Source organism: Pseudomonas sp. 1 (assembly GCF_056626735.1).
On record NZ_JBWXMQ010000002.1, the window covers coordinates 234,434 to 258,287 of the forward strand.

Consider the following 23,854-nt stretch of genomic DNA (forward strand, 5'->3'; position numbering starts at 1 on the left):
GAAATGGCTTTGATCGTACAGAAATTTGGAGGCACCTCGGTCGGCACTGTCGAGAGAATCGAGCAGGTCGCCGACAAGGTTAAGAAATTCCGCGATGCCGGCGATGACCTGGTGGTTGTGCTGTCTGCAATGAGCGGCGAAACCAACCGTCTGATCGATCTGGCCAAGCAAATCAGTGGCGAAGATCAACCGGTTCCCCGTGAACTGGATGTGATCGTTTCCACCGGTGAGCAGGTGACGATCGCCCTGTTGGCCATGGCGTTGATCAAGCGCGGTGTGCCGGCGGTGTCCTACACCGGCAACCAGGTGCGGATCCTGACGGACAGCGCGCACAATAAAGCGCGTATCTTGCAGATTGATGATCAGAAGATTCGCGGCGACCTGAAGGCCGGTCGCGTGGTTGTGGTCGCCGGTTTCCAGGGCGTCGACGAACACGGCAACATCACGACCCTGGGTCGTGGCGGTTCCGACACCACCGGCGTGGCGCTGGCCGCTGCGCTGAAGGCTGACGAGTGCCAGATTTACACCGACGTCGATGGTGTCTACACCACTGACCCGCGCGTGGTGTCCGTTGCTCAGCGTCTGGACAAGATCACCTTCGAAGAGATGCTGGAAATGGCCAGCCTCGGTTCCAAGGTGTTGCAGATCCGCGCGGTGGAGTTCGCCGGCAAGTACAACGTTCCGCTGCGCGTACTGCACAGCTTCAAGGAGGGTCCGGGCACCCTCATTACTATTGATGAAGAGGAAACCATGGAACAGCCGATCATTTCCGGCATCGCTTTCAACCGCGATGAAGCCAAGCTGACCATCCGTGGCGTGCCAGACACCCCGGGCGTGGCGTTCAAGATTCTCGGCCCGATCAGTGCCGCGAACATCGAAGTCGACATGATCGTGCAGAACGTCGCGCACGATAACACCACCGACTTCACCTTCACCGTACACCGCAACGACTATCAGTCCGCGCAGACCGTGCTGGAAAACACCGCTCGCGAGATCGGTGCCCGTGAAGTGGTTGGCGATACCAAGATTGCCAAGGTCTCGATCGTCGGCGTCGGCATGCGTTCCCACGCAGGCGTGGCCAGCCGCATGTTCGAATCCCTGGCAAAGGAAAGCATCAACATCCAGATGATCTCGACCTCGGAAATCAAGGTTTCCGTGGTGATCGAAGAGAAGTACCTGGAACTGGCCGTGCGCGCCCTGCACACGGCTTTCGAACTCGACGCTCCGGCCCGTCAGGGCGAGTGATGCGTTGTCTGAAGGGCGCGGTCTGACCGCGCCCTTTATTTTTTGAATGGCGTGAGCCCTTAACTGTTCTTTTGCTCGCGCTGGTCAATACTCAGGCATGTAGGGCTACGATCGCTCCGGTTGTAGGTCGGGTGCCTTTTTTTTGCAGACTGTTGTCCCTGAAATGATTCGCGTGAGGAGAAAGGTATGCTGATTCTGACTCGTCGGTGCGCAGAAAGCCTGATTATCGGTGATGGCGAAATCACCGTGACCGTGCTCGGCGTTAAAGGAAATCAAGTGCGTATCGGCGTCAATGCCCCGAAAGAGGTGGCCGTGCACCGTGAAGAAATCTATCTGCGTATAAAGAAAGAGAAGGACGAAGAACCAAGCCATTAATTTTTATCGATTTTTATGTTTGCAAACGGGGAAGAAGGTGGTTAATATACGCCCCGTGTTGCGGAGAGCTGGCCGAGTGGCCGAAGGCGCTCCCCTGCTAAGGGAGTACACCTCAAAAGGGTGTCGGGGGTTCGAATCCCCCGTTCTCCGCCATTATTTGCTTAGTACGTTGTAATCTGGCTTCTTCTGTAAGTTATTGAAATTTATAGAAAAAGTGGTTGGAATAGAGATTAGACGGGCTATAATGCGGCGCAACAAATGCACTCGTAGCTCAGCTGGATAGAGTACTCGGCTACGAACCGAGCGGTCACAGGTTCGAATCCTGTCGAGTGCACCATTTAAGAGTTAGTTGCAGCGATGTAAATGACTCGGCTTCAACCAGTTGTGATCTGGTCTAAAAACACAAATTGCACTCGTAGCTCAGCTGGATAGAGTACTCGGCTACGAACCGAGCGGTCACAGGTTCGAATCCTGTCGAGTGCACCATTTAAGAGTCGGTTGCAGCAATGCAGATGACTTGGTTACAGCCAGTTGTGGTCTGGTCTAAAAACACAAATTGCACTCGTAGCTCAGCTGGATAGAGTACTCGGCTACGAACCGAGCGGTCACAGGTTCGAATCCTGTCGAGTGCACCATATATCGAAAAGCCCGCGTTTAACGCGGGCTTTTTGCTGTCCGGGATTTGGCTTTTCCCGTCACGCATCCTTTTTCATCAAAATCGATTTGAGCACTGCGCCCTCGCTTGAGGTCGTAACGATAGCTTGTTGCCGAATTGCGGATATTTACCTTGTCGGGTTTGCCCAGAGCGCTCTCAACGTCCTGCTGGCTCATGCCGGCGATGATTCGTTGATTGATGATCGCCTCGCGTTTCTGTCGTGCGTCGATCAGATCTCCACATTTGTCGTGAGTGCGCCCGACGACGGTCATTTCTCGTTTTCTGATATTCATGCCCGATATTTCTTCGTGACGGGCTTCGGGTATCAGTGCCACGGTCGAACCAGGCGAGTAGGGTCGTACTTCCTGCAATGAAAGGTGTTCATCGTTCGCACAGCTCAGCGTCGTGAATGTGACGCTACCATCAGAAGCTTCGCAGCGATGAAGTGTGGTTGCGCTCCCGATGGCGGGCAGGCAGAGCAGGGTGGTCAGCATGAGTCGGGATGTTTTCGATGGCATTCGGCGTCCTCCGTGACGATCCTCTTCAAGCGTAGCCGGCAGTTTTTTCACCGCCGGTGTGTTTTCTTTTCAGAATGAGTCGTCGCAGTCTGAAGGATCAGGACAGCGCTCAGCTTTGTCTCGCAAGCGCTTGTTTCAGACACGATTTTTTAACGTTTAAAACCGTCATGCGGTGTATCATTGCGCCCGTCAGCCCCGCCGGGGCTTATGGAAAACCTCCATGGACTTACCCAGTAGTTATTCAGTAGCCCGTTTCACCAATCATGAATTGACTGATTGATCCTTCCGGCGTGCCCCGCTGCTGGGAGTGGAGTTCGCCTATGTCCGAAATCGAAGTAAAGAAAACACAGGAAAGCCTGCAGGATCGCCTGGCTCAGGTCGTCGAGCTGCTGCAGCGCCAGCGGGTCGTCGAAGACCTGACTCATCGCCAGGAAGGCCCGCATCATGACCGGGTCGAGAACCTGGTCCACCGGCAAAACCTCGTCGAGCTGCAACGCAAACTCGATGATCTGCACTCCGCCGACGTCGCCTACATTCTTGAAGCCCTGCCGCTCGACGATCGTCTGACGCTCTGGCAACTGGTCAAGGCCGACCGCGACGGCGACATTCTTCTCGAAGTATCCGATTCTGTCCGTGAAACGCTGATCGCCGACATGGACGATCACGAGCTCCTGGCTGCGGCCAAGGACATGGATGCCGACGAACTTGCTGACCTGGCCTCCGAGCTGCCGCGAGACGTCGTCCATGAACTGATGGAGACTCTGGACCAGCAACAGCGCGAGCGCGTGCGTTCGGCTCTCTCCTACGACGAGGAGCAGGTCGGTGCGCTGATGGACTTCGAGATGGTGACCATCCGTGAGGATGTCAGTCTCGAAGTGGTGCTGCGTTACCTGCGTCGACTGAAAGAGCTGCCGGGCCATACCGACAAGCTCTTTGTGGTCGACTACGACGGCGTGCTCAAGGGCGTGCTGCCGATCAAGCGTTTGCTGGTCAATGACCCGGAGAAACAGGTTTCCGAAGTCATGGCGAGTGACCCGGTGAGTTTTCACCCGGACGAAGACGCCTACGACGCCGCTCAGGCGTTCGAACGTTATGACCTGATCTCGGCCCCGGTGGTCGATAAGAACGGCAAGCTGATCGGCCGTCTGACCATCGACGAAATGGTCGACCTGATTCGTGAGGAGAGCGAAAGCGAAGTCCTCAACATGGCGGGTCTGCGTGAAGAGGAAGACATCTTCGCCTCCGTCTGGAAGTCTTTGCGCAACCGTTGGGCGTGGCTGGCGATCAACCTGATCACGGCGTTCGTCGCATCGCGTGTGATCGGCCTGTTCGAAGGTTCGATCGAAAAGCTGGTGGCCCTGGCGGCGCTGATGCCGATCGTAGCGGGTATTGGTGGTAACTCCGGCAACCAGACAATCACCATGATTGTTCGTGCCATGGCGCTTGATCAGGTCAGCACCGGCAACACCTCACGCCTGATGCGCAAAGAGCTGGCCGTCGCGTTGATCAACGGCTTGGTCTGGGGTGGGGTGATCGGTGTGGTCGCCTACATGCTGTACGGCAGTTGGTCATTGGGTGTGGTGATGACGGCTGCCATGACGTTGAACCTTTTGCTGGCGGCGCTGATGGGGGTGTTGATCCCGATGACGCTGGCGAAGATGGGCCGCGATCCGGCGATGGGCGCCAGCGTGATGATTACGGCCATGACCGACAGTGGTGGTTTTTTCATCTTCCTGGGATTGGCGACGATCTTCCTGCTCTGACCGACTGCATTGAAACAGCCTGCCGATTGGCGGGCTTTTTTTCGTCCCTGAAATGCTCAAATTACGGGCAAAAAAAAGCCAGCATTCATGCTGGCTTGAGATGTTCGGTTTGACTCAGGATGCGTCTGCGGCCATTTCGGCGTCGTGGGCGATCAGAGAAACCAGCGCGTTCTGCTGGCGATGGGAGAGTTGGCGGAAGCGTTGCAGCAACTCGCGTTCGTGCAGCGACAGCTCCGGGCTGTCCAGGCGCATGCTCAGCTCTTCGCCCAGTGCGCCTTCCTGAATAAGACTCTGCTCAAGGCGCGCAATGATCTCGGAGTTCATGCTGCGATGATGATTGCGAGCCACCTCGGCAATGCGTTCACGCATTCCGTCTGGCAGACGTACGACGAACTTGTCAGCCGTACGGCTGGAATAAATTGCCTGTTTCAATGGGCGCATATATTTAACCGGTTAGTTCAGGGGAGCGGTTCTCGGGATTGGCCGCAGGATGTGTGGTAGGACAAGCATCCGCGCCAAATGGTTCAACCTGAATTGTTAAGAGGCGCGCATCATGCCTCAAAATTGCCAGATCATTGGCGTCAATTCTGTGACAAATATTGATCCGGGTAAAGGCGTAATGCCAGCACCAATTATCAGAAATGCGGACTGGTTTGAAAAGAAAGCTTCGGCCCGTATCGCTGACCGCGTCCTGAAGCATGTCGACTGATGCCCGAAGGAGGCAGAACGTGCATGCTATGCGGGTTGAATCGTTGTTCCTTACCTTTTACAGGATAGTGGCAAATGGCCGATTTACTAGGGGCAAGTGCCCGTCGGAGGGCGTTTTCAGGATGGATGGCAGGCTGATTTACCTCATGGGGCCTTCCGGTTCCGGCAAGGACAGTCTGATCGAGGCTGCGCGTGAACCCTTGCGGGCGTTGAACTGCGAAATCATGCGACGAGTGATCACCCGTTCGGCCGAATCCGTTGGCGAGGATGCGATCGGCGTGACGCCGCAGGAGTTCGAGCAACGTCAGCGCGCCGGCGATTTTTCGCTGGCGTGGGAGGCCAACGGTCTCGCCTACGGGATTCCAGTGGAAATGGATCAATGGTTGAAAGCCGGTAAACACGTCCTGGTGAACGGCTCTCGGGCGAACCTTCGGCAAGCGCAGCAAAGCTATCCGACGCTGGTGCCGGTGTTGCTGACGGTTCAAGATGATGTCCTGCGTGAGCGCCTGCTCCGGCGTGGCCGGGAGACGCGTGAGCAGATTGATGCGCGGCTGGCCCGCAACACGTTGTTCAAGCAGAGGCGTTCAACCGACAGCCCTGTGCACCAGATCGATAACTCGGGCGACCTGGCCGACGCGGTCAATCATTTGCTGGAGCTGGTCAGGTTTAGCGTAATACCGGATCAAACTTGATTTTGCGTCCGGCCACCAGCGCCAGTACGAACAGTGCCGAAAACACGCCGCAACCGATCAGGGGCAGGGATATTTCGGTTTCCTCGAAGAGCGAAAAATGCCCGAGGCCACTCAATAAGGCGAGGATCAGAAACCCCGCAGCTGACTTGGACATGCTGTACTCCTGAAGATATTCAAAAAACCAGACGTTCAGTCGAATGCGCCGGCAACGCCTGTTCAGACTCGCTGACCGCTTGCGGGGCGAAGCTCTGATCGCTCAACACCGCCCATTGCGGCGCCTTCTGCACTTGCAGGTAATGCGGCATGCGCCCGGCCACTTTCTCGTTGTCCTCGGGGACGAAGTGAAAGCCCACCAGGACGGCCAGTGCGATTGCGTTTGCGAACACGAGGGCGCTGTTCATGAGACGAGTCTCCGACTGTTCTTGTATAAGAACCGGTAAAGCAGCCGTCGTGCCAATAGTCTAACTGCTGTTAAGTCCTTTAAAAACAAGCATTTAGAAGGGTTTTTCGGAAGGGCTGCATTGCAATCTGCAATGATGGCTTTCTGCGCTGATGCAAATTGCACGGTAAAACGTCCGGCACCCGTGCAGGGCGCCTGCCTACACTTAAAAAGCCCTGCGGACGACATGACAAATCAGGGCCTGGCCGTTAACATGCACGCCGTCTGTCGCACCGACAGTCCTGTGTCCCAGTAGCTCAATTGGATAGAGCATCCCCCTCCTAAGGGGAAGGTTGGCAGTTCGAACCTGCCCTGGGACACCATCTATTGAAAAGCCCCGAGCAGAGTAATCTGGCGGGGCTTTTTGCTGCTTGGGAAAAAGTCATGGAACGTCTCGGCGCCATCCTCAGTTTTGTCATTCGATGTGCCGACCTCTGCACAACGAATCTTGAACCCCCGCTTCAAGAGAACCGCTGATCCGGCCGATAACCCGTTCGGTGACTTCAGAGTCGCGCGAAATCGCTTGATAGCATTTGGCCGGCAGCTATCATCTGCGCGCCTGGAAATGGACCATCTTCTTCAATTGCCTGGAAATCCTCGATGCTGTCGTATCACCAAAAGAGTTTTCTGATCGTCGATGATTTCTCGGATTTCCGCAGTTCCGTGCGTTCGATGTTGCGCGAGTTGGGCGTCAAGGATGTGGACACCGCCGACACCGGTGAGCAGGCGCTGAAAATGTGTGCGCAGAAGTCCTACGATTTCATCCTCCAGGACTTCCACCTCGGCGACGGCAAGAAGAACGGTCAGCAGGTGCTGGAAGACCTGATGATGGAGAAGCTGATCAGCCACGAAGCGGTGTTCGTGATGGTGACGGCCGAAACCAGTCAGGCGATGGTGCTCAGTGCTCTGGAGCACGAGCCCGACGCGTATCTGACCAAGCCGTTCAACCGCTCTGGCCTGGCTCAGCGCCTGGAGCGTCTGGAGCAGCGCAAGACGTTGCTCAAGCCGATTCTGCAAGCCCTCGACCGTGGCAAACCGGTCGAGGTGCTCAACGCCTGTATTGCCCTGTGCAAACAGGACATCCGTTATTCGCCGCTGTGCCTGCGCTATCGCGCTGATGCGTTGCGCGACATGAACCAGAACGAAGCGCTCGAGCGCCTTTACGACAGCATCATCGCCGACCGGCCGTTGCCGTGGGCCTTTGCCGGGTTGGGCAAGTTGCTGTTCAAGCGCGGGCAGGTCAGTCAGGCCAAGGGCGTTTACGAAAAAGCCCTGAAGGTCTTTCCGATGATGCCGGCGCTGTATGACGGGATGGCCGACGTGCTGGTCGCCGAGGGCGATACCAAAGGCGCGCAGCAAGTGCTGGAGGAGGCGATTCGTCTGTCGCCGCTGGCGGTGCGTCGTCAGGCGTTGCTGGGCAAGCTGGCGATGGCCAACGAAGATTTCGACACCGCCTCCCGGGCTTATCGCCAGGCGGTGAATCAGGGCGCGCAATCGCGGTTCAAGGATCCGGAAAGCAATTTGGGCCTGGCGCACGCGCTGATCAGCAAGGGCAGCGAGCGCGGGCTCGATACCCGTACGCGTCTGGAGATCAACACCACTCTCAGCGCAGTGGCCAAGGAAAACCCGACCGATCCGGGCCTGCAAATTCGCGCGCGCCTGATGAAGGCCACCAGCCTGTTGCTCAACGATGCAGAGACCGCTGAAAAACTCACCGAACAAGCGCTGATGCGCCTCGACGGCATGGAGCAGTTCATGAGCCCCGAGGCTGCGTTGCTGGTGGCCAAGCAATTGCAGATGCTCGGTCAGGCCGAGGCGGGCACGTCGATGCTCAAGAGTTGCGCGGAGATCTACGGCGATGACCCGGCGGTGATGAAAGACATCGCCAAGCTCACCGATGACCCGACTATTCTCAGCTCCAGTAATGCGGCCGCCGACCTCAACCGTCAGGGCGTGCGCGTGTACAAGACCGGCAACCTGGTGGAGGCCCGCGAGGTGTTCCGCAAGGCGCTGAAGATGCAACCGAAGAACATCAGTATTGCGCTGAACATGGCCCAGTCGCTGCTGCACGGCACCGACACCAGTGTGCCGTCGGCGGAGCTGGAAGAATGTCGGGCCTGCCTGAAACTGGTGGGCATGATGCCCGATACCGACGCGCGTTATCCGCGTTATCAGAAGCTGAAAAGCAAGGCGTTTGGCGAATGAACCAAGACGAGCAGGCACTGGATTTTTCCACGGTGATTGCCTCCACCGTGCACGACATGAAGAACTCTCTGGCGATGCTGATGCAGGCCCATAGCCAATGGCTGGCGCGTCTGCCCGAGGCGCAGCGCCAAGGGGCGGAGCAGGGCGTGATCGACTTCGAGTTCGCTCACCTCAACGGCATGCTGGTGCAGTTGCTCGGACTGTACAAGCTCGGGGTCAACCAGATGCCGTTGCAGCCGGCCTATCACGAGCTGGACGATTTCATCGAGGCGCAACTGGCGGCGCATCAGGAAGTGTTCGCCAGCCGTGGAATCATCGCCACTTACGAAGTCGATCCGCTCAGTCCCCTGGGTTTTTTCGACCGCGAACTGATCGCCTCGGTGCTGGGCAACTGCATCAACAACGCGATCCGCTACGCCCGTGAATCGCTGCTGATCACCGTCAGCGACGAGGCCGGGCAACTGGTGCTGAGCATCAATGACGACGGCGACGGTTATCCGGCCGAAATGCTCGAGCGCCAGTCCGATTACGTGCAGGGCATCAACCACAGCAGTGGCAGCACTGGCCTTGGTCTGTACTTCGCCGGGCGCATCGCTGCGCTGCATCAGCGCAACGGTGTGGGTGGCCGGACCGAGATCCGTAATGGCGGCCCGTTGGGCGGCGGCGTGTTCAGTATTTACCTGCCCTGAATCACGGATTCATCGACCGGAATTCTTTTTGTTGGCTGCTGCTTGATATTCCGAACAGCCGAAGCCTATTTTGTCCGGGTCGCCGTTCGCGGCTCGCACAATAACAAGGATTGCGTCATGACAACCGATGGCCAGCGTTCACTCGCGCAGCGATTGACGGGCATTGATGAGATTGAATGTGTCACGCCGGATTTGAACGGCGTGCCACGTGGCAAGGTAATGACCGCTGAGGGCTTCCTCGAAGGGCGGCGTTTGCAGTTGGCCCGGGGGGTGCTGCTGCAATGCATCATGGGTGGTTATCCCGCCGCCAAATTCTATGGCAGCGATGACGGTGACCTGGCGCTGGTGGCTGATCCGGCGCAGATCCATCCGTTGCCATGGAGTGACGAACCACGGGCCTTTGCCATCTGTGATGCCGACGAGCTGACCGGCGAGAGCTCCAACCTGTCGACCCGCGGCCAGCTCAAGAAAGTCATTGCCCGCTACGCATCCCTTGGTCTGGCACCGGTGGTGGCGACCGAACTCGAATTCTTTGTGTTCGCACCGAACACCGACCCGACCCAACCGTTCCAGCCGCCAGTCGGCCGCGACGGTCGTCGCGAGGACGGCCACTCGGCGTTCAGTGTCAGCTCCAACAACGGCCTGCGACCGTTCTTCAGTGAAGTCTATAAATGCATGGCGGCCCTCGGTCTGCCGCGCGATACCTTCATGCACGAAATGGGCGTCAGCCAGTTCGAGATCAACCTGCTGCACGGCGATCCGCTGCTGCTGGCCGACCAGACCTTCCTGTTCAAGCACCTGCTCAAGGAAGTCGCGCTCAAGCACGGTCTGACCGTGGTGTGCATGGCCAAACCATTGGCGCACACGCCGGGCAGTTCGATGCACATTCACCAGAGCATCGTCGAAATCGGCAGCGGCAAGAATGTGTTCAGCGACGCGGACGGTCAGCCGACCGCAATGTTTCGTCACTTCATCGGCGGGCAGCAGGCGGGTATGGCTGATTTCACCGCGCTGTTTGCGCCGAACGTCAATTCGTATCAGCGTCTGTGCCATCCGTTTGCATCGCCGAACAACGCCTGTTGGTCCCATGACAACCGCGCCGCCGGTCTGCGTATTCCGGCCAGTTCGCCGGTCGCGCGCCGGGTCGAGAATCGCTTGCCGGGCGCTGATGCCAATCCGTATCTGGCGATTGCCGCGAGCCTGGCCGCCGGTTTGTACGGCATCGAGCATGAGCTTGAGCCAAGCGAAGCGATTCAGGGCGAGTTCGATGTCCCGGACCATCTTTCGCTGCCGTGTACCTTGCACGCGGCGCTCGAACGTCTCAAGCGCAGTCAGCTGGCCAAGGAACTGTTCGGCACGGAGTTCATCGAAGGCTACGTCGCTTCGAAGACCATGGAGTTGACCAGTTTCTTTGATGAAATCACTCCCTGGGAACGCCGTGTTCTAGCTGCCCAGGCCTGACGAAATGTCGCCGTCGGGCTATCGTTTGATAGCCCGATACTTACCGCAAGGAGCCGCTCGGAACGCCGATGCGCCAAATCTGGAAATCCTTTCGAGCGCTGTATTTCGCCTCGCTGATGATGTTGATCGGCTCGGGCCTTCTTTCTACTTATCTGGCGTTGCGTCTGGCGGCCGACCATGTCGACGGGTTGTGGGTCGGTGCGCTGATGGCGGCCAACTATTTCGGTCTGGTGCTGGGCGGCAAGATCGGTCACCGCCTGATTGCCCGGGTCGGGCATATCCGTGCCTACTCGGCGTGTGCCGGGATCGTCGGCGCGGCGGTGCTCGGTCATGGTCTGGTGGACTGGCTGCCGGCCTGGCTGGTACTGCGGACCATCGTTGGCCTCGGCATGATGTGCCAATACATGGTCATCGAGAGCTGGCTGAACGAGCAGGCTGACGCCAATCAGCGCGGTCTGGTGTTCAGCGGCTACATGATCGCGTCGTATCTGGGGTTGGTGCTCGGTCAGCTGATTCTGGTCATGCACCCGGGCCTTGGCCTGGAACTGCTGATGCTGGTCGCGCTGTGCTTCGCCCTGTGTCTGGTGCCGGTGGCGCTGACCCGGCGGATTCACCCGGCGCCGCTGCATCCGGCGCCGATGGAGCCGCGTTTCTTTATCAAGCGTGTGCCGCAGTCGCTGAGCACCGTGCTCGGGGCCGGGCTGATCATTGGTTCGTTTTACGGTCTGGCGCCGCTGTATGCCTCGCAGCAGGGGTTGTCGACCGAACAGGTCGGTCTGTTCATGGGTAGCTGCATTTTTGCCGGGCTGGTGGTGCAGTGGCCGTTGGGCTGGTTGTCGGATCGTTATGACCGGGCCTTGCTGATTCGCTGCTTTGCGCTGTTTCTGGCAGTCGCTGCATTACCGCTGGCGATCCTGCCGCAGGTGCCGCTGGAGGTGCTGTTCGTGGTCGGCTTCCTCTGCTCGCTGGTGCAGTTTTGCCTGTACCCGTTGGCGGTGGCGTTCTCCAATGACCATGTCGAAGGCGAGCGCCGGGTTTCGCTGACGGCGATGTTGCTGGTGACCTACGGCGTGGGTGCCAGTGTCGGGCCGCTGGCGGCCGGGGTGCTGATGAAGCTGTTCGGGCCGCAGAGCCTGTACGCGTTCTTCACCTTTTTCGCGCTGGTGCTGGTGTGGCGGATCCGGCCGAAAGCCGTGACCAATCTGCATCAGGTCGACGATGCGCCGCTGCATCACGTGGCGATGCCGGACAGCATGTCCAGTTCGCCGCTGGTGGCTGCGCTTGACCCACGGGTAGACGAGCAGGTGGTGCAGGAGCAGATGCAGAATACGGTCGCTCCTGAACCGGAGCCGGAACCTGTCACACCAACCGACTCGACAGTCGAGGGCGAAGGGCCGGACATCAGCCCCGCCAGGCCTTGATCCGCGCATAAAAAAACGGGCAGTCACCGCAATGACTGCCCGTTTTTCATGCCTTCCGATCAGAAGTCGTCTTTATCAAACCGACGCGCTTCGCGTTGCAGCTGATAAACGAAACGCTCGACGTTGCGGGCCGCCGGGCCGCTGATGTTGTGAAAGCGCAGGCCGGCGAAGGTGATGTTGAGTTTTTCTTCGAAATGCAGGTAACGCAGCTCGACCGAGGCCGGTTGGTTGCCGAACAGCGGTGCGGCGATCAGGCGATCGTAGACCTGGCCCAGTTGCAGGCGGTCGGTGATGTCGCCTTCGAAACGCAGTTTGCAGCCAGTGGCGGAGATATCCAGCAGCTTGCCGTCGATCGGTGACTTGAGCTTTTCGCCACCGAGCACGACGCTGACCAGATCGGTCAGCTTCAGGGCTGCGCGAAAGGCGTTGCGGCGCTGGTGATAAACCACTTCGGTGGGCAGGTCGCCGGTGTAGAAGCGGTCGCCACTGGATTCTTCGATGTTCAGCTTGCCGTCGCATTCCCAGGCAATGCGCACGCCGTCATGAAAACCTTCGACCTTGAACGGTTCGCCGGCGAGCAGGAAGCGTTCGCCATCGCGCGGGATCATTTCGTCCAGGGCAATCGTGGCGGTTTCCCGGTCAACCTTGATCAGGTAACTCTGGAAGCGCTGGCTGCGCTCGTGGAAGGTGATGATCAGCGGATCGTGGCTCTCTTGCAGCTGGCGCAGGTTGCTGGAGATTTCCAGAGGTGTGGTGAGCACCTTTGGGGGCTGCGGAGCATCATCCGCGCTGAGGACGTTGGACACGTTAAATCAATCTCCAGACAAAATTTGACTACGGCTGGCCAGTATTTTGCCAGCATGTTTCGCACGTTGATAGGGCGCAAGCATTGAAGAAAGCATCACGCCTGGCTGAGCGCGCGTGGTTTCTGCAGTTTGGAGAAGGTGCCACTGGCATCGTAGAGCGCGGGAGGCTCGCCGCCGGTGAGGATTTTCAGCTGATTGGCGGTGGCGGCCTGCTGCATGATGATCGACTGGCCGTTCTTGGCGTTGGCTGCCTGGCACTGGGCAATCAGGTCGGTGAGGACGTCGCTCTGGCTGAGCAACTGGTCGCCGATGCTCGACTGACTGGCCAGTTGTTCCAGGCCGGCGCGGTCGAGCGACAGATTGAGACTGGCGAGGATTTCGCTGCGCTTGCGGCCATGCTGTTCGAGCAGAATGATCAATGCCTGTTTGCGCGCCAGAATTTCTTCCAGCAGAGGCATGTCGCGACCGTGCAAGGCGAGGGACTCGGTTTGCAGTAACTCCAGCAATTGTTGAGCTGGAGCAAAGTCGTCGGTGATCAGTTGCAATAAATTAGTGTCGTGCATGGCTGGCCTTGGGTTTTAAGCGTCCAAAAGCCTGGCGCTGACCGAGGCCTAGCGCTGGGCTTCGAAATTAAGCAGTTTGCTGGCTACACGGTTGCTGTCGACCTTGTAGCTGCCATCGGCAATCGCTGCTTTCAACTCGGCCACGCGGGCTTTATCGACGGCAGGCTGATCGCGCAGCTTGTCAGTGACCTTCTGCAACTGTTGAGCCTCATTGCTGAGGTGTACCGATTCCCCGCTTTTTGCGGTACTGGCCTGTTCGGCCGGGGTATTCAGCGGCGCGGAGGTGCCGGTTTCGGCGGTTTCCTTGGCGTTGCTGGTACGTGTACTGCCCGTAAGTGACGAGGAGCTGTTCAAACGGCTGAAATCGATGACCATGTTAAAAACCTCTGGGAATTTGGACGCTTGCCATGTTCTCGGCCATCCCCTGGAAAACTTTAGGCTCATTTAGCAATGAGCTTGCATGCGCCGTTGCAGATCCTGCTGCGGCACAGTTTAGGGAACAGCTCTGGTCAGCGCCAGTTTTCTGCCTGGTTACTCAGGGGCTTTTCAAATATCCGTTCATGCAACCGTTTGCATCGCCGCTCACATGGCCACTTCCACCTGGCCGGGCGCGACGACCTGCGCCTTGATGACCCGTTGGGAGTTGAGGTTTTTCACGCGAATCTGTTCTTTCAGGCCGCCGTTGGCCAGCGCTTCGCCCGGCATTCGGACGGCCAAGGTGCCGCTGCGGGCGGTGATTACCACTTGATCGCCCTTGCGAACCACTTCCGCCTGTTCCAGATGCACCAGGGTAATGACTTGGTCGGCTACCGTTGGTCGGGTCAATTTCTGTCCGATGGCTTCATCCACCGACGTCAGAAAACCCTGATTGATCGTACTGACGTCGCGCTCGCGCAAGGTCACGTCCTGAGGCTCGATGATGCCGGCGCGTTTGAGTGGCCGCGTGGTGGTGACAATCTCGCGAAACAGGCGGACTTGAGCGGGCACAAACACCGTCCAGGGGGAGGCACCTTCGCAGCGGACCTTGACCGTGACACGGCCCAGAGGACGTGCCGGACTCTCCAGCGTCGCTGTCAATTCCTTGTCGCACATAGGCATGCGCATGCGTGGATCAAGCTGCTTGACCTCGATTTCATAACGGCCTTCCGTTTGACTGGTAGCCAGATAGTCTTCTACGGTGAATTCAAGAAAGCCCTGAGTGACGCCGATAAGCATGTCAGGCAAGGTAACCGCATCAGCACCGGCAGGGCTGCCAGCGAAAAAAAGGCAAACGGCGGACATCGCGCAAAGCCCTCTGCGGAGGGGAGATGTCAGGCGTCGGAAAAATGTCGTTTGAGCGTTCATACGAGTTAAAAAGCAAGCGCCGTGCCGTTTAGCAATGAATGTGCGTCGCAACAACACTTGGCGTTGGGGTAGGAGTCTGGGCATGGCTGGTGTAATGGATTCGGTGAACCAGCGCACGCAACTGGTGGGGCAGAATCGCCTGGAGCTGTTGTTGTTCCGTCTCGACGGTCAGCAGCTCTACGGGATCAACGTGTTCAAGGTTCGGGAAGTGCTGCAATGCCCGCAACTGACGCTGATGCCCAAGTCCAGTCCTGTCGTGTGCGGGGTGGCGAATATTCGGGGGGCGACCATTCCGATCCTTGATCTGGCGATGGCGACCGGCTCCGGAGCTTTGAAAGACAAGAACAGTCCGTTCGTGATCATCACGGAATACAACACCAAGACCCAGGGTTTCCTGGTGCGCTCGGTGGAACGCATCGTGAACATGAACTGGGAGGAGATTCATCCGCCGCCCAAGGGCACTGGACGTGATCATTACCTGACCGCTGTGACTCGGGTCGACAATCAGTTAGTCGAAATCATCGACGTCGAGAAGGTGCTGGCGGAAGTTGCGCCGACGCCGGAAGCGATTTCGGTCGGCGTGGTGGATGTCGAGACCCAGAGCAAGGCATTGTCGTTGCGGGTGCTGACGGTCGATGACTCGTCGGTGGCGCGCAAGCAGGTGACGCGTTGCCTGCAGACGGTCGGCGTCGAAGTGGTGGCGTTGAACGACGGCAAGCAGGCGCTGGATTACCTGCGCAAGCTGGTCGACGAGGGCAAGAAGCCGGAAGAAGAGTTCCTGATGATGATCTCCGACATTGAAATGCCGGAGATGGACGGGTACACCCTGACGGCCGAGATTCGCAGCGACCCTCGCATGCAAAAGCTTCATATCATCCTGCATACTTCGTTGTCGGGAGTGTTCAATCAGGCGATGGTCAAGAAAGTCGGTGCCGATGACTTCCTGGCCAAGTTCCGTCCTGATGACCTGGCATCCCGGGTAGTCGACCGGATCAGAGCAGCAGATATCAGCTAAGGGCCTTTTGCCCCTGGCGTTCAACACGATTTAAGAGGCGGCATCATTTGTCTACGGGTAATTTGGATTTCGAACAGTTCCGGGTCTTCCTGGAAAAAGCCTGTGGCATTTTGCTCGGTGAAAACAAGCAGTACCTGGTGTCGAGCCGTCTCAACAAACTGATGGAGCAGCAAGGCATCAAGTCCCTGGGTGAGCTGGTACAGCGCATCCAGACCCAGCCGCGCAGCGGTTTGCGCGAGCAGGTGGTCGATGCCATGACGACCAACGAAACCCTGTGGTTTCGTGACACCTATCCGTTTGAAGTCTTGAAGAACAAGGTGCTGCCCGAGGCGATCAAGGCCGCTCCCAACCAGCGTCTGCGGATCTGGTCGGCGGCCTGCTCGTCGGGTCAGGAACCCTATTCGCTGTCGATGTCGATCGACGAGTTCGAACGAGCCAACATCGGTCAGTTGAAAATGGGCGTGCAGATCGTTGCCACCGATCTGTCCGGCAGCATGCTGACCAACTGCAAGACCGGCGAGTACGACAGTCTGGCGATCGGTCGCGGTCTGTCCGCCGATCGTCTGCAGCGCTACTTCGATCCGAAAGGGCCGGGACGCTGGGTGATCAAGGCGCCGATCAAGAACCGGGTGGAGTTCCGCTCGTTCAACCTGCTGGACAGCTACGCAAGCCTGGGCAAGTTCGACATCGTGTTCTGCCGCAACGTGCTGATCTACTTCTCCGCCGAGGTGAAGAAAGACATTCTGTTGCGCATCCACAGCACGCTGAAGCCGGGCGGTTATCTGTTCCTTGGCGCTTCCGAAGCGCTGAACGGTCTGCCGGATCATTACCAGATGGTTCAGTGCAGCCCGGGGATCATCTACCAGGCGAAGTGATCAAGATCGGCAACACAAGAAACGGGAGTCCTCAGGGGCTCCCGTTTTTTTATGCCTGAAGGTTTTGCCGGGGGCAGGCGGCGGCAGAAAAGCGGCATCTGGCGGAAACCGGTTGCCGCTTTTCTGGCATTGCCGCATTGCCGATCCCCGGCAAAGCCCCGTAATCCGGGGCTTTCTCAAACTGGCACGACGCTTGCTATGACCCTGTTACGAAAAATCCGGTCACCTGAAGGTTCCCGACATGAGCATCAGCTTCGATAAAGCGCTCGGCATTCACGAAAAGGCTCTGGGCTTCCGCGCCCAGCGTGCCGAAGTGCTGGCCAACAACATCGCCAACGCCGACACCCCGAACTACAAGGCGCGGGATCTGGAGTTCTCCAAAGTGCTCGAAGCACAGAGCCAGAAGAACGCCAACGGCACCATCGCCCTGAACATGACCAACAGCCGTCACATCGAAGCTGAAGGCCTGGGCAATGGCGACGAGTCGCTGATGTATCGCACGCCGATGCAGCCGTCGATCGACCAGAACACCGTGGACGCCCAGCTGGAACAGTCGAACTACGCGCAAAACGCTGTCGACTTCCAGGCGAGCTTCACCCTGCTCAACAGCAAGTTCAAAGGGCTGGTGTCAGCCCTGCGCGGAGAATAATCCATGTCCCTGTCCAGCGTTTTCAACATTGCCGGCAGCGGCATGAGCGCCCAGACCACCCGTCTGAACACCGTGGCTTCGAACATCGCCAACGCCGAGACCGTCTCGTCGAGCATCGACCAGACCTATCGTGCCCGTCACCCGGTATTCGCCACCATGTTCCAGGGCGGCCAGAGCGTCGGCAGCAATTCGTTGTTCCAGAACCAGGATGCAGCCGGTCAAGGCGTGCAAGTGCTCGGCGTGGTCGAAGACCAGAGCAACCTCGAAGCGCGCTACGAGCCGAACCATCCGGCGGCCGATGCCAAGGGCTACGTCTACTACCCGAACGTCAACGTGGTGGAAGAAATGGCTGACATGATTTCCGCGAGCCGGTCGTTCCAGACCAACGCCGAGATGATGAACACCGCCAAGACCATGATGCAGAAGGTACTGACCCTCGGTCAGTAATAAGGGGCGACTGCCATGAGTGTTACCGATACCACCAGCAGCCTGACGATGAACGACATACTGGCCAACTCTTCGAAGAAGACCAGTAGCACGACCACCGGCGGCATCGCTTCGGCCACCAACAGCTCGACCGGCGGCCAGGCCCTGGGCAAGGACGCGTTCCTGCAACTGCTGGTTACCCAGCTGAAGAATCAGAACCCGCTCGACCCGCAGGACAACAGCGCATTCGTTGCCCAGCTGGCGCAGTTCAGCAGCCTTGAGGGGATCACCACCCTCAACAGCACCGTCAGCTCGCTGGCCGGCAACTACAACTCGTCGCAAGCCCTGCAGGCTTCGTCGCTGGTGGGTCGCAACGTGATCGTGCAGACCAACACTGTTCAGCTGGATGACCCGAGCAAAGGCATGACCGGTTCGGTCACCGTTCCGTCGTCGATCGCCGGCGGTACTGTCTCCATCACCGACAGCAGCGGCGCCGTTGTTCGCACCATCGATCTGGGCAGTCGCGCCGCAGGCAATGCGAGCTTCACATGGGACGGCAAGGACAAGGACGGCAACCTGGTGAAAACCGGTACCTACACCGTCAAGGCGAACGCCTCGATCAACGGCACCGCGACCGACCTGGCGACCTACCTGCCAGCCACGGTCACCAGCGTGACGATCAGCCAGACCGGTGGCGAGCTGATGCTCAACCTGTCCGGCAAGGGCACCGTTGCCCTGTCCAAAGTACAAACCATTGGTATATAGAGCCGACTAACCGGCACAAAGGAGTGGAATATGTCTTTCAATATCGGCCTTAGCGGTCTCTATGCAGCCAACAAACAACTGGACGTGACCGGCAACAACATCGCCAACGTCGCGACCGCCGGTTTCAAATCGTCCCGTGCAGAATTCGAAGACGTCTACTCGGCCACTCGCCTGGGCAGCGGCAGCAAGGTCATCGGTAACGGTGTGCGTCTGGCCAACGTTTCCCAGCAGTTCACCCAGGGCGACATCAACAACACCGGCAACGTGCTGGACATGGGCATCAACGGTTCGGGTTTCTTCACTCTGAGCAACAACGGTTCGATCTCCTACACCCGTGCCGGTACGTTCAAGGTCGACAAGGACGGTTTCATCACCAACACCGACTACACCTCGCGTCTGCAAGGCTACGGTGTGGACTCCAACGGCAAGATCATCAACGGTGTGTTGACCGATCTGAAGATCGACACTTCGAACCTGGCACCGAAGTCCACCTCGCTGGTGACCTCGACCATCAACCTGAACTCGACCGCTCCGGTGATCGACGATACTGTGGCGGCAGGCAAATTCGATCCGACCAACACGGCGACCTACACCAAGTCGTTCAGTACGCCGATCTATGACAGCCAGGGCAACCAGCACACCATGGATCAATACATGGTCAAGACCGGTGCCAACACCTGGAAGGTCTACACCTTGGTGGACGGTCGCAACCCGGATGCCACCGGCAGTGATCCGAAAACCACGGCACCGGTGGCCTCGACCATGAGCTTCGACAGCACCGGCAAACTGACTCAGGTCAGCACCCCGGATCCTGCGAACCCTGGTACGCCGATCATCAGCAGCGACCTGAAACTCACTGGCTGGGTGCCGGGTACCGTGACCAACGGTGTATGGACTGCCAACGGCGCTTCGGCGAACCCGGCCGGCATCACCATCTCCATGGCCAAGACCACTCAGTACAACGCTGACACCGCGCGATCGATCCCGACTCAGGATGGCTACGCCACCGGCCAGATCACCAACCTGACCATCGATGGCACCGGTACGCTGTTCGCCAACTTCAGCAACAACCAGAGCAAGGCCATCGGCCAGGTTGCACTGGCCAGCTTCACCAACGAACAGGGCCTGCAGCCGATTGGTGGTACCAGCTGGAAAGAGACCTACGCTTCGGGTATCCCGGGCTACGACGCACCGGAAACCGGTACTTTGGGTTCGGTTGTTTCGAACTCGCTGGAAGAGTCGAACGTTAACCTGACCAACGAGCTGGTTGATCTGATCAAGGGTCAGAGCAACTATCAGGCGAACGCCAAGACCATTTCGACTCAGAGCACCATCATGCAGACCATCATTCAGATGACCTGATTTCTGGTTTTGGCTGGTTAAGGAGCCCCTCTTTTTGAGGGGCTTTTTTTGTCTTGGATTTGGGGGGATCGTTATTTCAAGCTGGCGCATCTCTTGAGAACAGCTCGTTCGGTTCCCATTCCCTCAGGAAGAGGGGAGGGCTGAGGGCCGCTTTTGACTTTTTCGCGGGCAAAAGAAAACCCCCGACAAACCAGAAGTCTGTCGGGGGGTTCTCGGATCGGGCGTTTCGCAACGCCCGATTCAGCTCAGCTTATTGGCAAGCTTCGCAATCCGGCTCGTCAATGGCGCAGGCCTTCGGTACTGGAGCCGGGCCGGCAGGGGCTGCCAGGACCGAGTCGTCACCGTGGTTGCCGCCGCTGGATACAGCGTTCAGCTTGCCGGTGTTGATGGTCGACTTTTCGGTGCTGGTCGCGGCCAGGGCACGGAGGTAGTAGGTGGTTTTCAGACCACGGTACCAGGCCATGCGGTAGGTCACGTCCAGCTTCTTGCCCGATGCGCCGGCGATGTACAGGTTCAGCGACTGCGCCTGGTCGATCCACTTCTGACGACGGCTGGCGGCGTCAACGATCCACTTGGTGTCCACTTCGAACGCGGTCGCGTAGAGCTCTTTGAGTTCTTGCGGGATGCGCTCGATCTGCTGAACCGAACCGTCGTAGTACTTCAGGTCGTTGATCATGACCGAGTCCCACAGACCGCGAGCCTTGAGGTCGCGAACCAGGTACGGGTTGATCACGGTGAATTCGCCCGACAGGTTCGATTTCACGTACAGGTTCTGGTAGGTCGGTTCGATCGACTGCGATACGCCGGTAATGTTGGCGATGGTCGCGGTCGGTGCGATGGCCATGATGTTCGAGTTGCGGATGCCTTTCTGTACACGGGCGCGAACCGGTGCCCAGTCCAGGGACTCGGTCAGGTCGACGTCGATGTACTTCTGGCCACGGGCTTCGATCAGGATCTGTTGCGAATCCAGCGGCAGCACGCCTTTGGACCACAGCGAGCCCTGGAACGTCTCGTACGAGCCGCGCTCGTCGGCCAGGTCGCAGGAGGCCTGGATCGCGTAGTAGCTGACCGCTTCCATCGACTTGTCGGCGAACTCGACGGCAGCTTCGGAGCCGTAAGGGATGTGCTGCAGGTACAGCGCGTCCTGGAAGCCCATGATGCCCAGACCGACCGGACGGTGGCGGAAGTTGGAGTTCTTCGCCTGCGGTACCGAGTAGTAGTTGATGTCGATCACGTTGTCGAGCATGCGCACGGCTACATCGATGGTGCGCTTGAGCTTGGCGGTGTCCAGCTTGCCGTCGACGATGTGGTTCGGCAGGTTGATCGAGCCCAGGTTGCAGACCGCGATCTCGTCCTTGTTGGTGTTCAAGGTGATCTCGGTGCACAGGTTCGAGCTGTGAACCACGCCGACGTGCTGCTGCGGGCTGCGCAGGTTGCACGGGTCTTTGAAAGTCAGCCACGGGTGGCCGGTTTCGAACAGCATCGACAGCATCTTGCGCCACAGGTCTTTGGCCTGGATGGTCTTGAACAGCTTGATCTTGCCCGGGTATTCGGTCAGGGCTTCGTAGTACTCATAGCGCTCTTCGAAGGCCTTGCCGGTCAGGTCGTGCAGGTCCGGTACTTCGGACGGCGAGAACAGGGTCCACTTGCCGTCATCGAAGACGCGCTTCATGAACAGGTCAGGGATCCAGTTGGCGGTGTTCATGTCGTGGGTACGACGACGGTCATCACCGGTGTTCTTGCGCAGCTCGATGAACTCTTCGATGTCCATGTGCCAGGTTTCCAGGTAGGCACACACAGCGCCTTTGCGCTTGCCACCCTGGTTAACGGCAACGGCGGTGTCGTTCACCACTTTCAGGAACGGAACCACGCCTTGGGATTTGCCGTTGGTGCCCTTGATGTACGAACCCAGTGCACGAACCGGCGTCCAGTCGTTGCCCAGGCCACCGGCAAATTTCGACAACATGGCGTTGTCGTGGATCGCGTGATAGATGCCCGACAGGTCATCCGGAACGGTGGTCAGGTAGCAGCTCGACAGCTGTGGACGCAGGGTACCGGCGTTGAACAGGGTCGGAGTCGAAGCCATGTAGTCGAACGAGGACAGCAGGTTGTAGAACTCGATCGCACGGTCTTCTTTCTGCTTCTCTTCGATCGCCAGGCCCATGGCCACGCGCATGAAGAAGATCTGCGGCAGTTCGAAACGCACGCCATCCTTGTGGATGAAGTAGCGATCGTACAGGGTCTGCAGGCCCAGGTAGGTGAATTGCTGGTCGCGCTCGTGGTTGATCGCCTTGCCCAGTTTTTCCAGGTCGAAGTCGGCCAGCACAGGGTTCAGCAGTTCGAACTCGATACCTTTGGCGACGTAGGCCGGCAGTGCCTTGGCGTACAGGTCGGCCATCTCGTGGTGGGTCGCGCTCTCGGCGACGCCCAGGAAGCCCAGGCCTTCGGCACGCAGGGTGTCCATCAGCAGACGGGCGGTCACGAACGAGTAGTTCGGCTCACGCTCGACCAGGGTACGCGCGGTCATCACCAGTGCGGTGTTGACGTCGTTCAGGGCCACGCCGTCGTACAGGTTCTTCAGGGTTTCGCGCTGGATCAGGTCGCCGTCGACTTCGGCCAGGCCTTCGCAGGCTTCGGTGACGATGGTGTTCAGGCGGCCCATGTCCAGTGGCGCGAGGGTGCCGTCGGCGCGGGTGATGCGGATCGACGGGTGCGCTTGCACCGGTGCTTCGGCGGTGGTGCGGGTGGCGCGTTCCTTGGAACGGGCGTCGCGGTAGATCACGTAGTCGCGAGCCACTTTCTGCTCGCCGGCACGCATCAGGGCCAGTTCGACCTGGTCCTGGATTTCTTCGATGTGGATGGTGCCGCCCGATGGCATGCGACGCTTGAAGGTCGCGGTGACCTGTTCGGTCAGGCGGGCAACGGTGTCGTGGATTCGCGACGAGGCGGCAGCGGTGCCGCCCTCAACTGCGAGAAACGCTTTGGTGATAGCGACGGTGATCTTGTCATCGGTGTAAGGAACGACAGTGCCATTACGCTTGATCACACGCAGTTGACCTGGCGCGGTGGCTGCCAGATCCGAATTCGAATCGGCGGCCTGCGGCAAGGTGCCCTGCGGGTTCTCGCGAGTTGTGTCGGTTTGCATGGGGGGTGATCTCCACATTCTCTATGTTTGTTTGGGCACCATCATGGTGCTCACCGTTCTGGTCCGAAGCACTACAGCCGACGGGCGTCGGGCATAACAACTTCGGACCAGTAGGAAAAAGGCTAATGAAGCCGCATCCTTGCCGAAGTTTTTGGCCGCGAGCCAAGGCTCGAGCCGAATTACTTCTCGGGTGACAGTAATGACTGCAACACCCGTACCGTTCCAGTCGTTTCCAACCTGAAAAACGGTGCCATCCGCAAGTGCGGTTTGGGCTTTGAAAAACTTGCTTGGTTCAACCGGAAACCAGCAATAAAGCGCTTGAGTTTCAGGTCTGAAATGTGGTTGGGCTCTAAAACGGAAAACCCTATATGTAGGGGCTTCCCTTGCGCCGCGCTACAAGATAATGCGTTTCGAGGGGGCTTGCAACGTACGAGCTGTGGATAAACCTGTGCGTAAATTGTGTAAGAAACCAGGAAAACCCGTGTAGGCCGCGAACCTGCTGAGCTAGACCGTTTGTCACTGTTTTTTCGCCGGGAAAAACGCTTCAGCGGAATTTTGAGGGCGCGAACCCTATCACAAAAATCCGCCTTGTCCGAACGCATTTACCGACTTGTGTTCTGGCTGTACGCCGTTTATACAATCGGCCCGTGCGCACGCATTCTTATCCTCCTGAAAGATGACAAAAAGACGGGAGGATCCTTCCTTTATAAGCAGCATCGGCAAGCAGAGGTCA

The 23,854-nt window shown here is 58.4% G+C and carries 23 protein-coding genes and 5 tRNA genes; 19 read left to right on the forward strand and 9 right to left on the reverse strand.

Going from position 1 to position 23,854, the window contains the following annotated elements:
- Window positions 1-3: 3 nt before the first annotated feature.
- The 6 genes from AC1MDC_RS04160 (at window position 4) to AC1MDC_RS04185 (ending at window position 2,255) form a co-directional block, all read left to right on the forward strand.
- A complete protein-coding gene (locus AC1MDC_RS04160) occupies window positions 4-1,245 on the forward strand; it encodes an aspartate kinase (RefSeq protein WP_007951048.1) in 1,242 nt (413 codons plus the stop codon).
- 186 nt (window positions 1,246-1,431) lie between these two features.
- The gene (gene csrA / locus AC1MDC_RS04165) at window positions 1,432-1,620 is read left to right on the forward strand and encodes a carbon storage regulator CsrA (protein ID WP_002554426.1); all 189 of its coding nucleotides are present in this window, start codon (window positions 1,432-1,434) and stop codon (window positions 1,618-1,620) included.
- Between the two features lie 62 nt (window positions 1,621-1,682).
- Window positions 1,683-1,773 (forward strand) — tRNA-Ser (locus AC1MDC_RS04170).
- A 107-nt stretch (window positions 1,774-1,880) separates the two neighbouring features.
- Window positions 1,881-1,957: transfer RNA gene (locus AC1MDC_RS04175), tRNA-Arg, on the forward strand.
- A 72-nt stretch (window positions 1,958-2,029) separates the two neighbouring features.
- Window positions 2,030-2,106: transfer RNA gene (locus tag AC1MDC_RS04180), tRNA-Arg, on the forward strand.
- Window positions 2,107-2,178: 72 nt separating this feature from the next.
- Window positions 2,179-2,255: transfer RNA gene (locus AC1MDC_RS04185), tRNA-Arg, on the forward strand.
- Window positions 2,256-2,274: 19 nt separating this feature from the next.
- Here the strand turns inward: AC1MDC_RS04185 and AC1MDC_RS04190 are convergent.
- On the reverse strand, window positions 2,275-2,793 hold the full coding sequence (locus AC1MDC_RS04190) for a cell envelope protein SmpA (protein WP_480392553.1): 519 nt from the start codon (window positions 2,791-2,793) through the stop codon (window positions 2,275-2,277).
- A 320-nt stretch (window positions 2,794-3,113) separates the two neighbouring features.
- Here AC1MDC_RS04190 and mgtE point away from each other — a divergent pair, with 320 nt between their 5' ends.
- A complete protein-coding gene (gene mgtE, locus AC1MDC_RS04195; RefSeq protein ID WP_011335525.1) occupies window positions 3,114-4,556 on the forward strand; it encodes a magnesium transporter in 1,443 nt (480 codons plus the stop codon).
- Between the two features lie 114 nt (window positions 4,557-4,670).
- On the opposite strand, the gene AC1MDC_RS04200 is transcribed toward mgtE, so the two are convergent.
- Complete coding sequence (locus tag AC1MDC_RS04200) at window positions 4,671-4,997, reverse strand: Arc family DNA-binding protein (protein ID WP_003178899.1); 327 nt, start codon at window positions 4,995-4,997, stop codon at window positions 4,671-4,673.
- A 389-nt stretch (window positions 4,998-5,386) separates the two neighbouring features.
- Here AC1MDC_RS04200 and phnN point away from each other — a divergent pair, with 389 nt between their 5' ends.
- Window positions 5,387-5,956 carry a phosphonate metabolism protein/1,5-bisphosphokinase (PRPP-forming) PhnN gene (gene phnN, locus AC1MDC_RS04205; protein ID WP_480392554.1) on the forward strand — a complete coding sequence of 190 codons (570 nt, stop codon included), beginning with the start codon at window positions 5,387-5,389 and terminating at the stop codon, window positions 5,954-5,956.
- Here phnN and AC1MDC_RS04210 read toward each other — a convergent pair.
- Together AC1MDC_RS04210 and AC1MDC_RS04215 are read right to left on the reverse strand one after the other, a co-directional pair.
- On the reverse strand, window positions 5,931-6,110 hold the full coding sequence (locus AC1MDC_RS04210) for a PA3371 family protein (RefSeq protein ID WP_007960291.1): 180 nt from the start codon (window positions 6,108-6,110) through the stop codon (window positions 5,931-5,933). The two genes, phnN and AC1MDC_RS04210, sit on opposite strands and share 26 nt — an antisense overlap.
- 19 nt (window positions 6,111-6,129) lie before the next feature.
- The gene (locus AC1MDC_RS04215; protein WP_085701582.1) at window positions 6,130-6,357 is read right to left on the reverse strand and encodes a hypothetical protein; all 228 of its coding nucleotides are present in this window, start codon (window positions 6,355-6,357) and stop codon (window positions 6,130-6,132) included.
- A 284-nt stretch (window positions 6,358-6,641) separates the two neighbouring features.
- On the opposite strand from AC1MDC_RS04215, the gene AC1MDC_RS04220 reads away from it, so the two are divergent.
- The 5 genes from AC1MDC_RS04220 (at window position 6,642) to AC1MDC_RS04240 (ending at window position 12,171) form a co-directional block, all read left to right on the forward strand.
- Window positions 6,642-6,718 (forward strand) — tRNA-Arg (locus AC1MDC_RS04220).
- Window positions 6,719-6,995: 277 nt separating this feature from the next.
- Window positions 6,996-8,600, forward strand: coding sequence for a tetratricopeptide repeat-containing response regulator (locus AC1MDC_RS04225; protein ID WP_085697072.1), 1,605 nt, complete (start codon window positions 6,996-6,998; stop codon window positions 8,598-8,600).
- Window positions 8,597-9,289, forward strand: a complete 693-nt coding sequence (locus tag AC1MDC_RS04230; protein WP_007960318.1) for a sensor histidine kinase — start codon at window positions 8,597-8,599, stop codon at window positions 9,287-9,289. The genes AC1MDC_RS04225 and AC1MDC_RS04230 overlap by 4 nt, the downstream gene beginning before the upstream one ends.
- Window positions 9,290-9,508: 219 nt before the next feature.
- A complete protein-coding gene (locus AC1MDC_RS04235) occupies window positions 9,509-10,750 on the forward strand; it encodes a glutamine synthetase family protein (RefSeq protein ID WP_170929701.1) in 1,242 nt (413 codons plus the stop codon).
- Window positions 10,751-10,818: 68 nt separating this feature from the next.
- Entirely contained in the window at window positions 10,819-12,171 is a 1,353-nt protein-coding gene (locus tag AC1MDC_RS04240) for an MFS transporter (RefSeq protein ID WP_480392555.1), read from the forward strand.
- Window positions 12,172-12,230: 59 nt separating this feature from the next.
- Here the strand turns inward: AC1MDC_RS04240 and AC1MDC_RS04245 are convergent, their stop codons facing one another.
- From AC1MDC_RS04245 to flgA, 4 genes are all read right to left on the reverse strand, one after another.
- On the reverse strand, window positions 12,231-12,977 hold the full coding sequence (locus AC1MDC_RS04245) for a flagellar brake protein (RefSeq protein ID WP_085697068.1): 747 nt from the start codon (window positions 12,975-12,977) through the stop codon (window positions 12,231-12,233).
- Between the two features lie 95 nt (window positions 12,978-13,072).
- Window positions 13,073-13,540 (reverse strand): flagella synthesis protein FlgN, encoded by a 468-nt coding sequence (locus AC1MDC_RS04250; RefSeq protein ID WP_085683591.1) that lies wholly within the window; start codon window positions 13,538-13,540, stop codon window positions 13,073-13,075.
- Window positions 13,541-13,588: 48 nt separating this feature from the next.
- Window positions 13,589-13,915, reverse strand: a complete 327-nt coding sequence (flgM, locus tag AC1MDC_RS04255; protein WP_007960324.1) for a flagellar biosynthesis anti-sigma factor FlgM — start codon at window positions 13,913-13,915, stop codon at window positions 13,589-13,591.
- 207 nt (window positions 13,916-14,122) lie between these two features.
- On the reverse strand, window positions 14,123-14,884 hold the full coding sequence (gene flgA, locus AC1MDC_RS04260) for a flagellar basal body P-ring formation chaperone FlgA (protein WP_266201890.1): 762 nt from the start codon (window positions 14,882-14,884) through the stop codon (window positions 14,123-14,125).
- A gap of 82 nt (window positions 14,885-14,966) precedes the next feature.
- Between flgA and AC1MDC_RS04265 the strand changes: the two genes are divergently transcribed.
- From AC1MDC_RS04265 to flgE, 6 genes are all read left to right on the forward strand, one after another.
- On the forward strand, window positions 14,967-15,899 hold the full coding sequence (locus AC1MDC_RS04265) for a chemotaxis protein CheV (protein ID WP_085697066.1): 933 nt from the start codon (window positions 14,967-14,969) through the stop codon (window positions 15,897-15,899).
- 47 nt (window positions 15,900-15,946) lie between these two features.
- Complete coding sequence (gene cheR, locus AC1MDC_RS04270) at window positions 15,947-16,774, forward strand: protein-glutamate O-methyltransferase CheR (RefSeq protein WP_085697065.1); 828 nt, start codon at window positions 15,947-15,949, stop codon at window positions 16,772-16,774.
- A 241-nt stretch (window positions 16,775-17,015) separates the two neighbouring features.
- The gene (flgB, locus tag AC1MDC_RS04275; RefSeq protein WP_085697064.1) at window positions 17,016-17,423 is read left to right on the forward strand and encodes a flagellar basal body rod protein FlgB; all 408 of its coding nucleotides are present in this window, start codon (window positions 17,016-17,018) and stop codon (window positions 17,421-17,423) included.
- A 3-nt stretch (window positions 17,424-17,426) separates the two neighbouring features.
- On the forward strand, window positions 17,427-17,870 hold the full coding sequence (flgC, locus tag AC1MDC_RS04280) for a flagellar basal body rod protein FlgC (RefSeq protein WP_480392556.1): 444 nt from the start codon (window positions 17,427-17,429) through the stop codon (window positions 17,868-17,870).
- Between the two features lie 15 nt (window positions 17,871-17,885).
- Entirely contained in the window at window positions 17,886-18,614 is a 729-nt protein-coding gene (gene flgD, locus AC1MDC_RS04285; protein ID WP_085697063.1) for a flagellar hook assembly protein FlgD, read from the forward strand.
- Window positions 18,615-18,644: 30 nt separating this feature from the next.
- Complete coding sequence (gene flgE, locus AC1MDC_RS04290) at window positions 18,645-19,976, forward strand: flagellar hook protein FlgE (protein WP_234205811.1); 1,332 nt, start codon at window positions 18,645-18,647, stop codon at window positions 19,974-19,976.
- 250 nt (window positions 19,977-20,226) lie between these two features.
- Here the strand turns inward: flgE and AC1MDC_RS04295 are convergent, their stop codons facing one another.
- A complete protein-coding gene (locus AC1MDC_RS04295) occupies window positions 20,227-23,121 on the reverse strand; it encodes a ribonucleoside-diphosphate reductase subunit alpha (protein WP_085697061.1) in 2,895 nt (964 codons plus the stop codon).
- Between the last annotated feature and the right edge of the window lie 733 nt (window positions 23,122-23,854).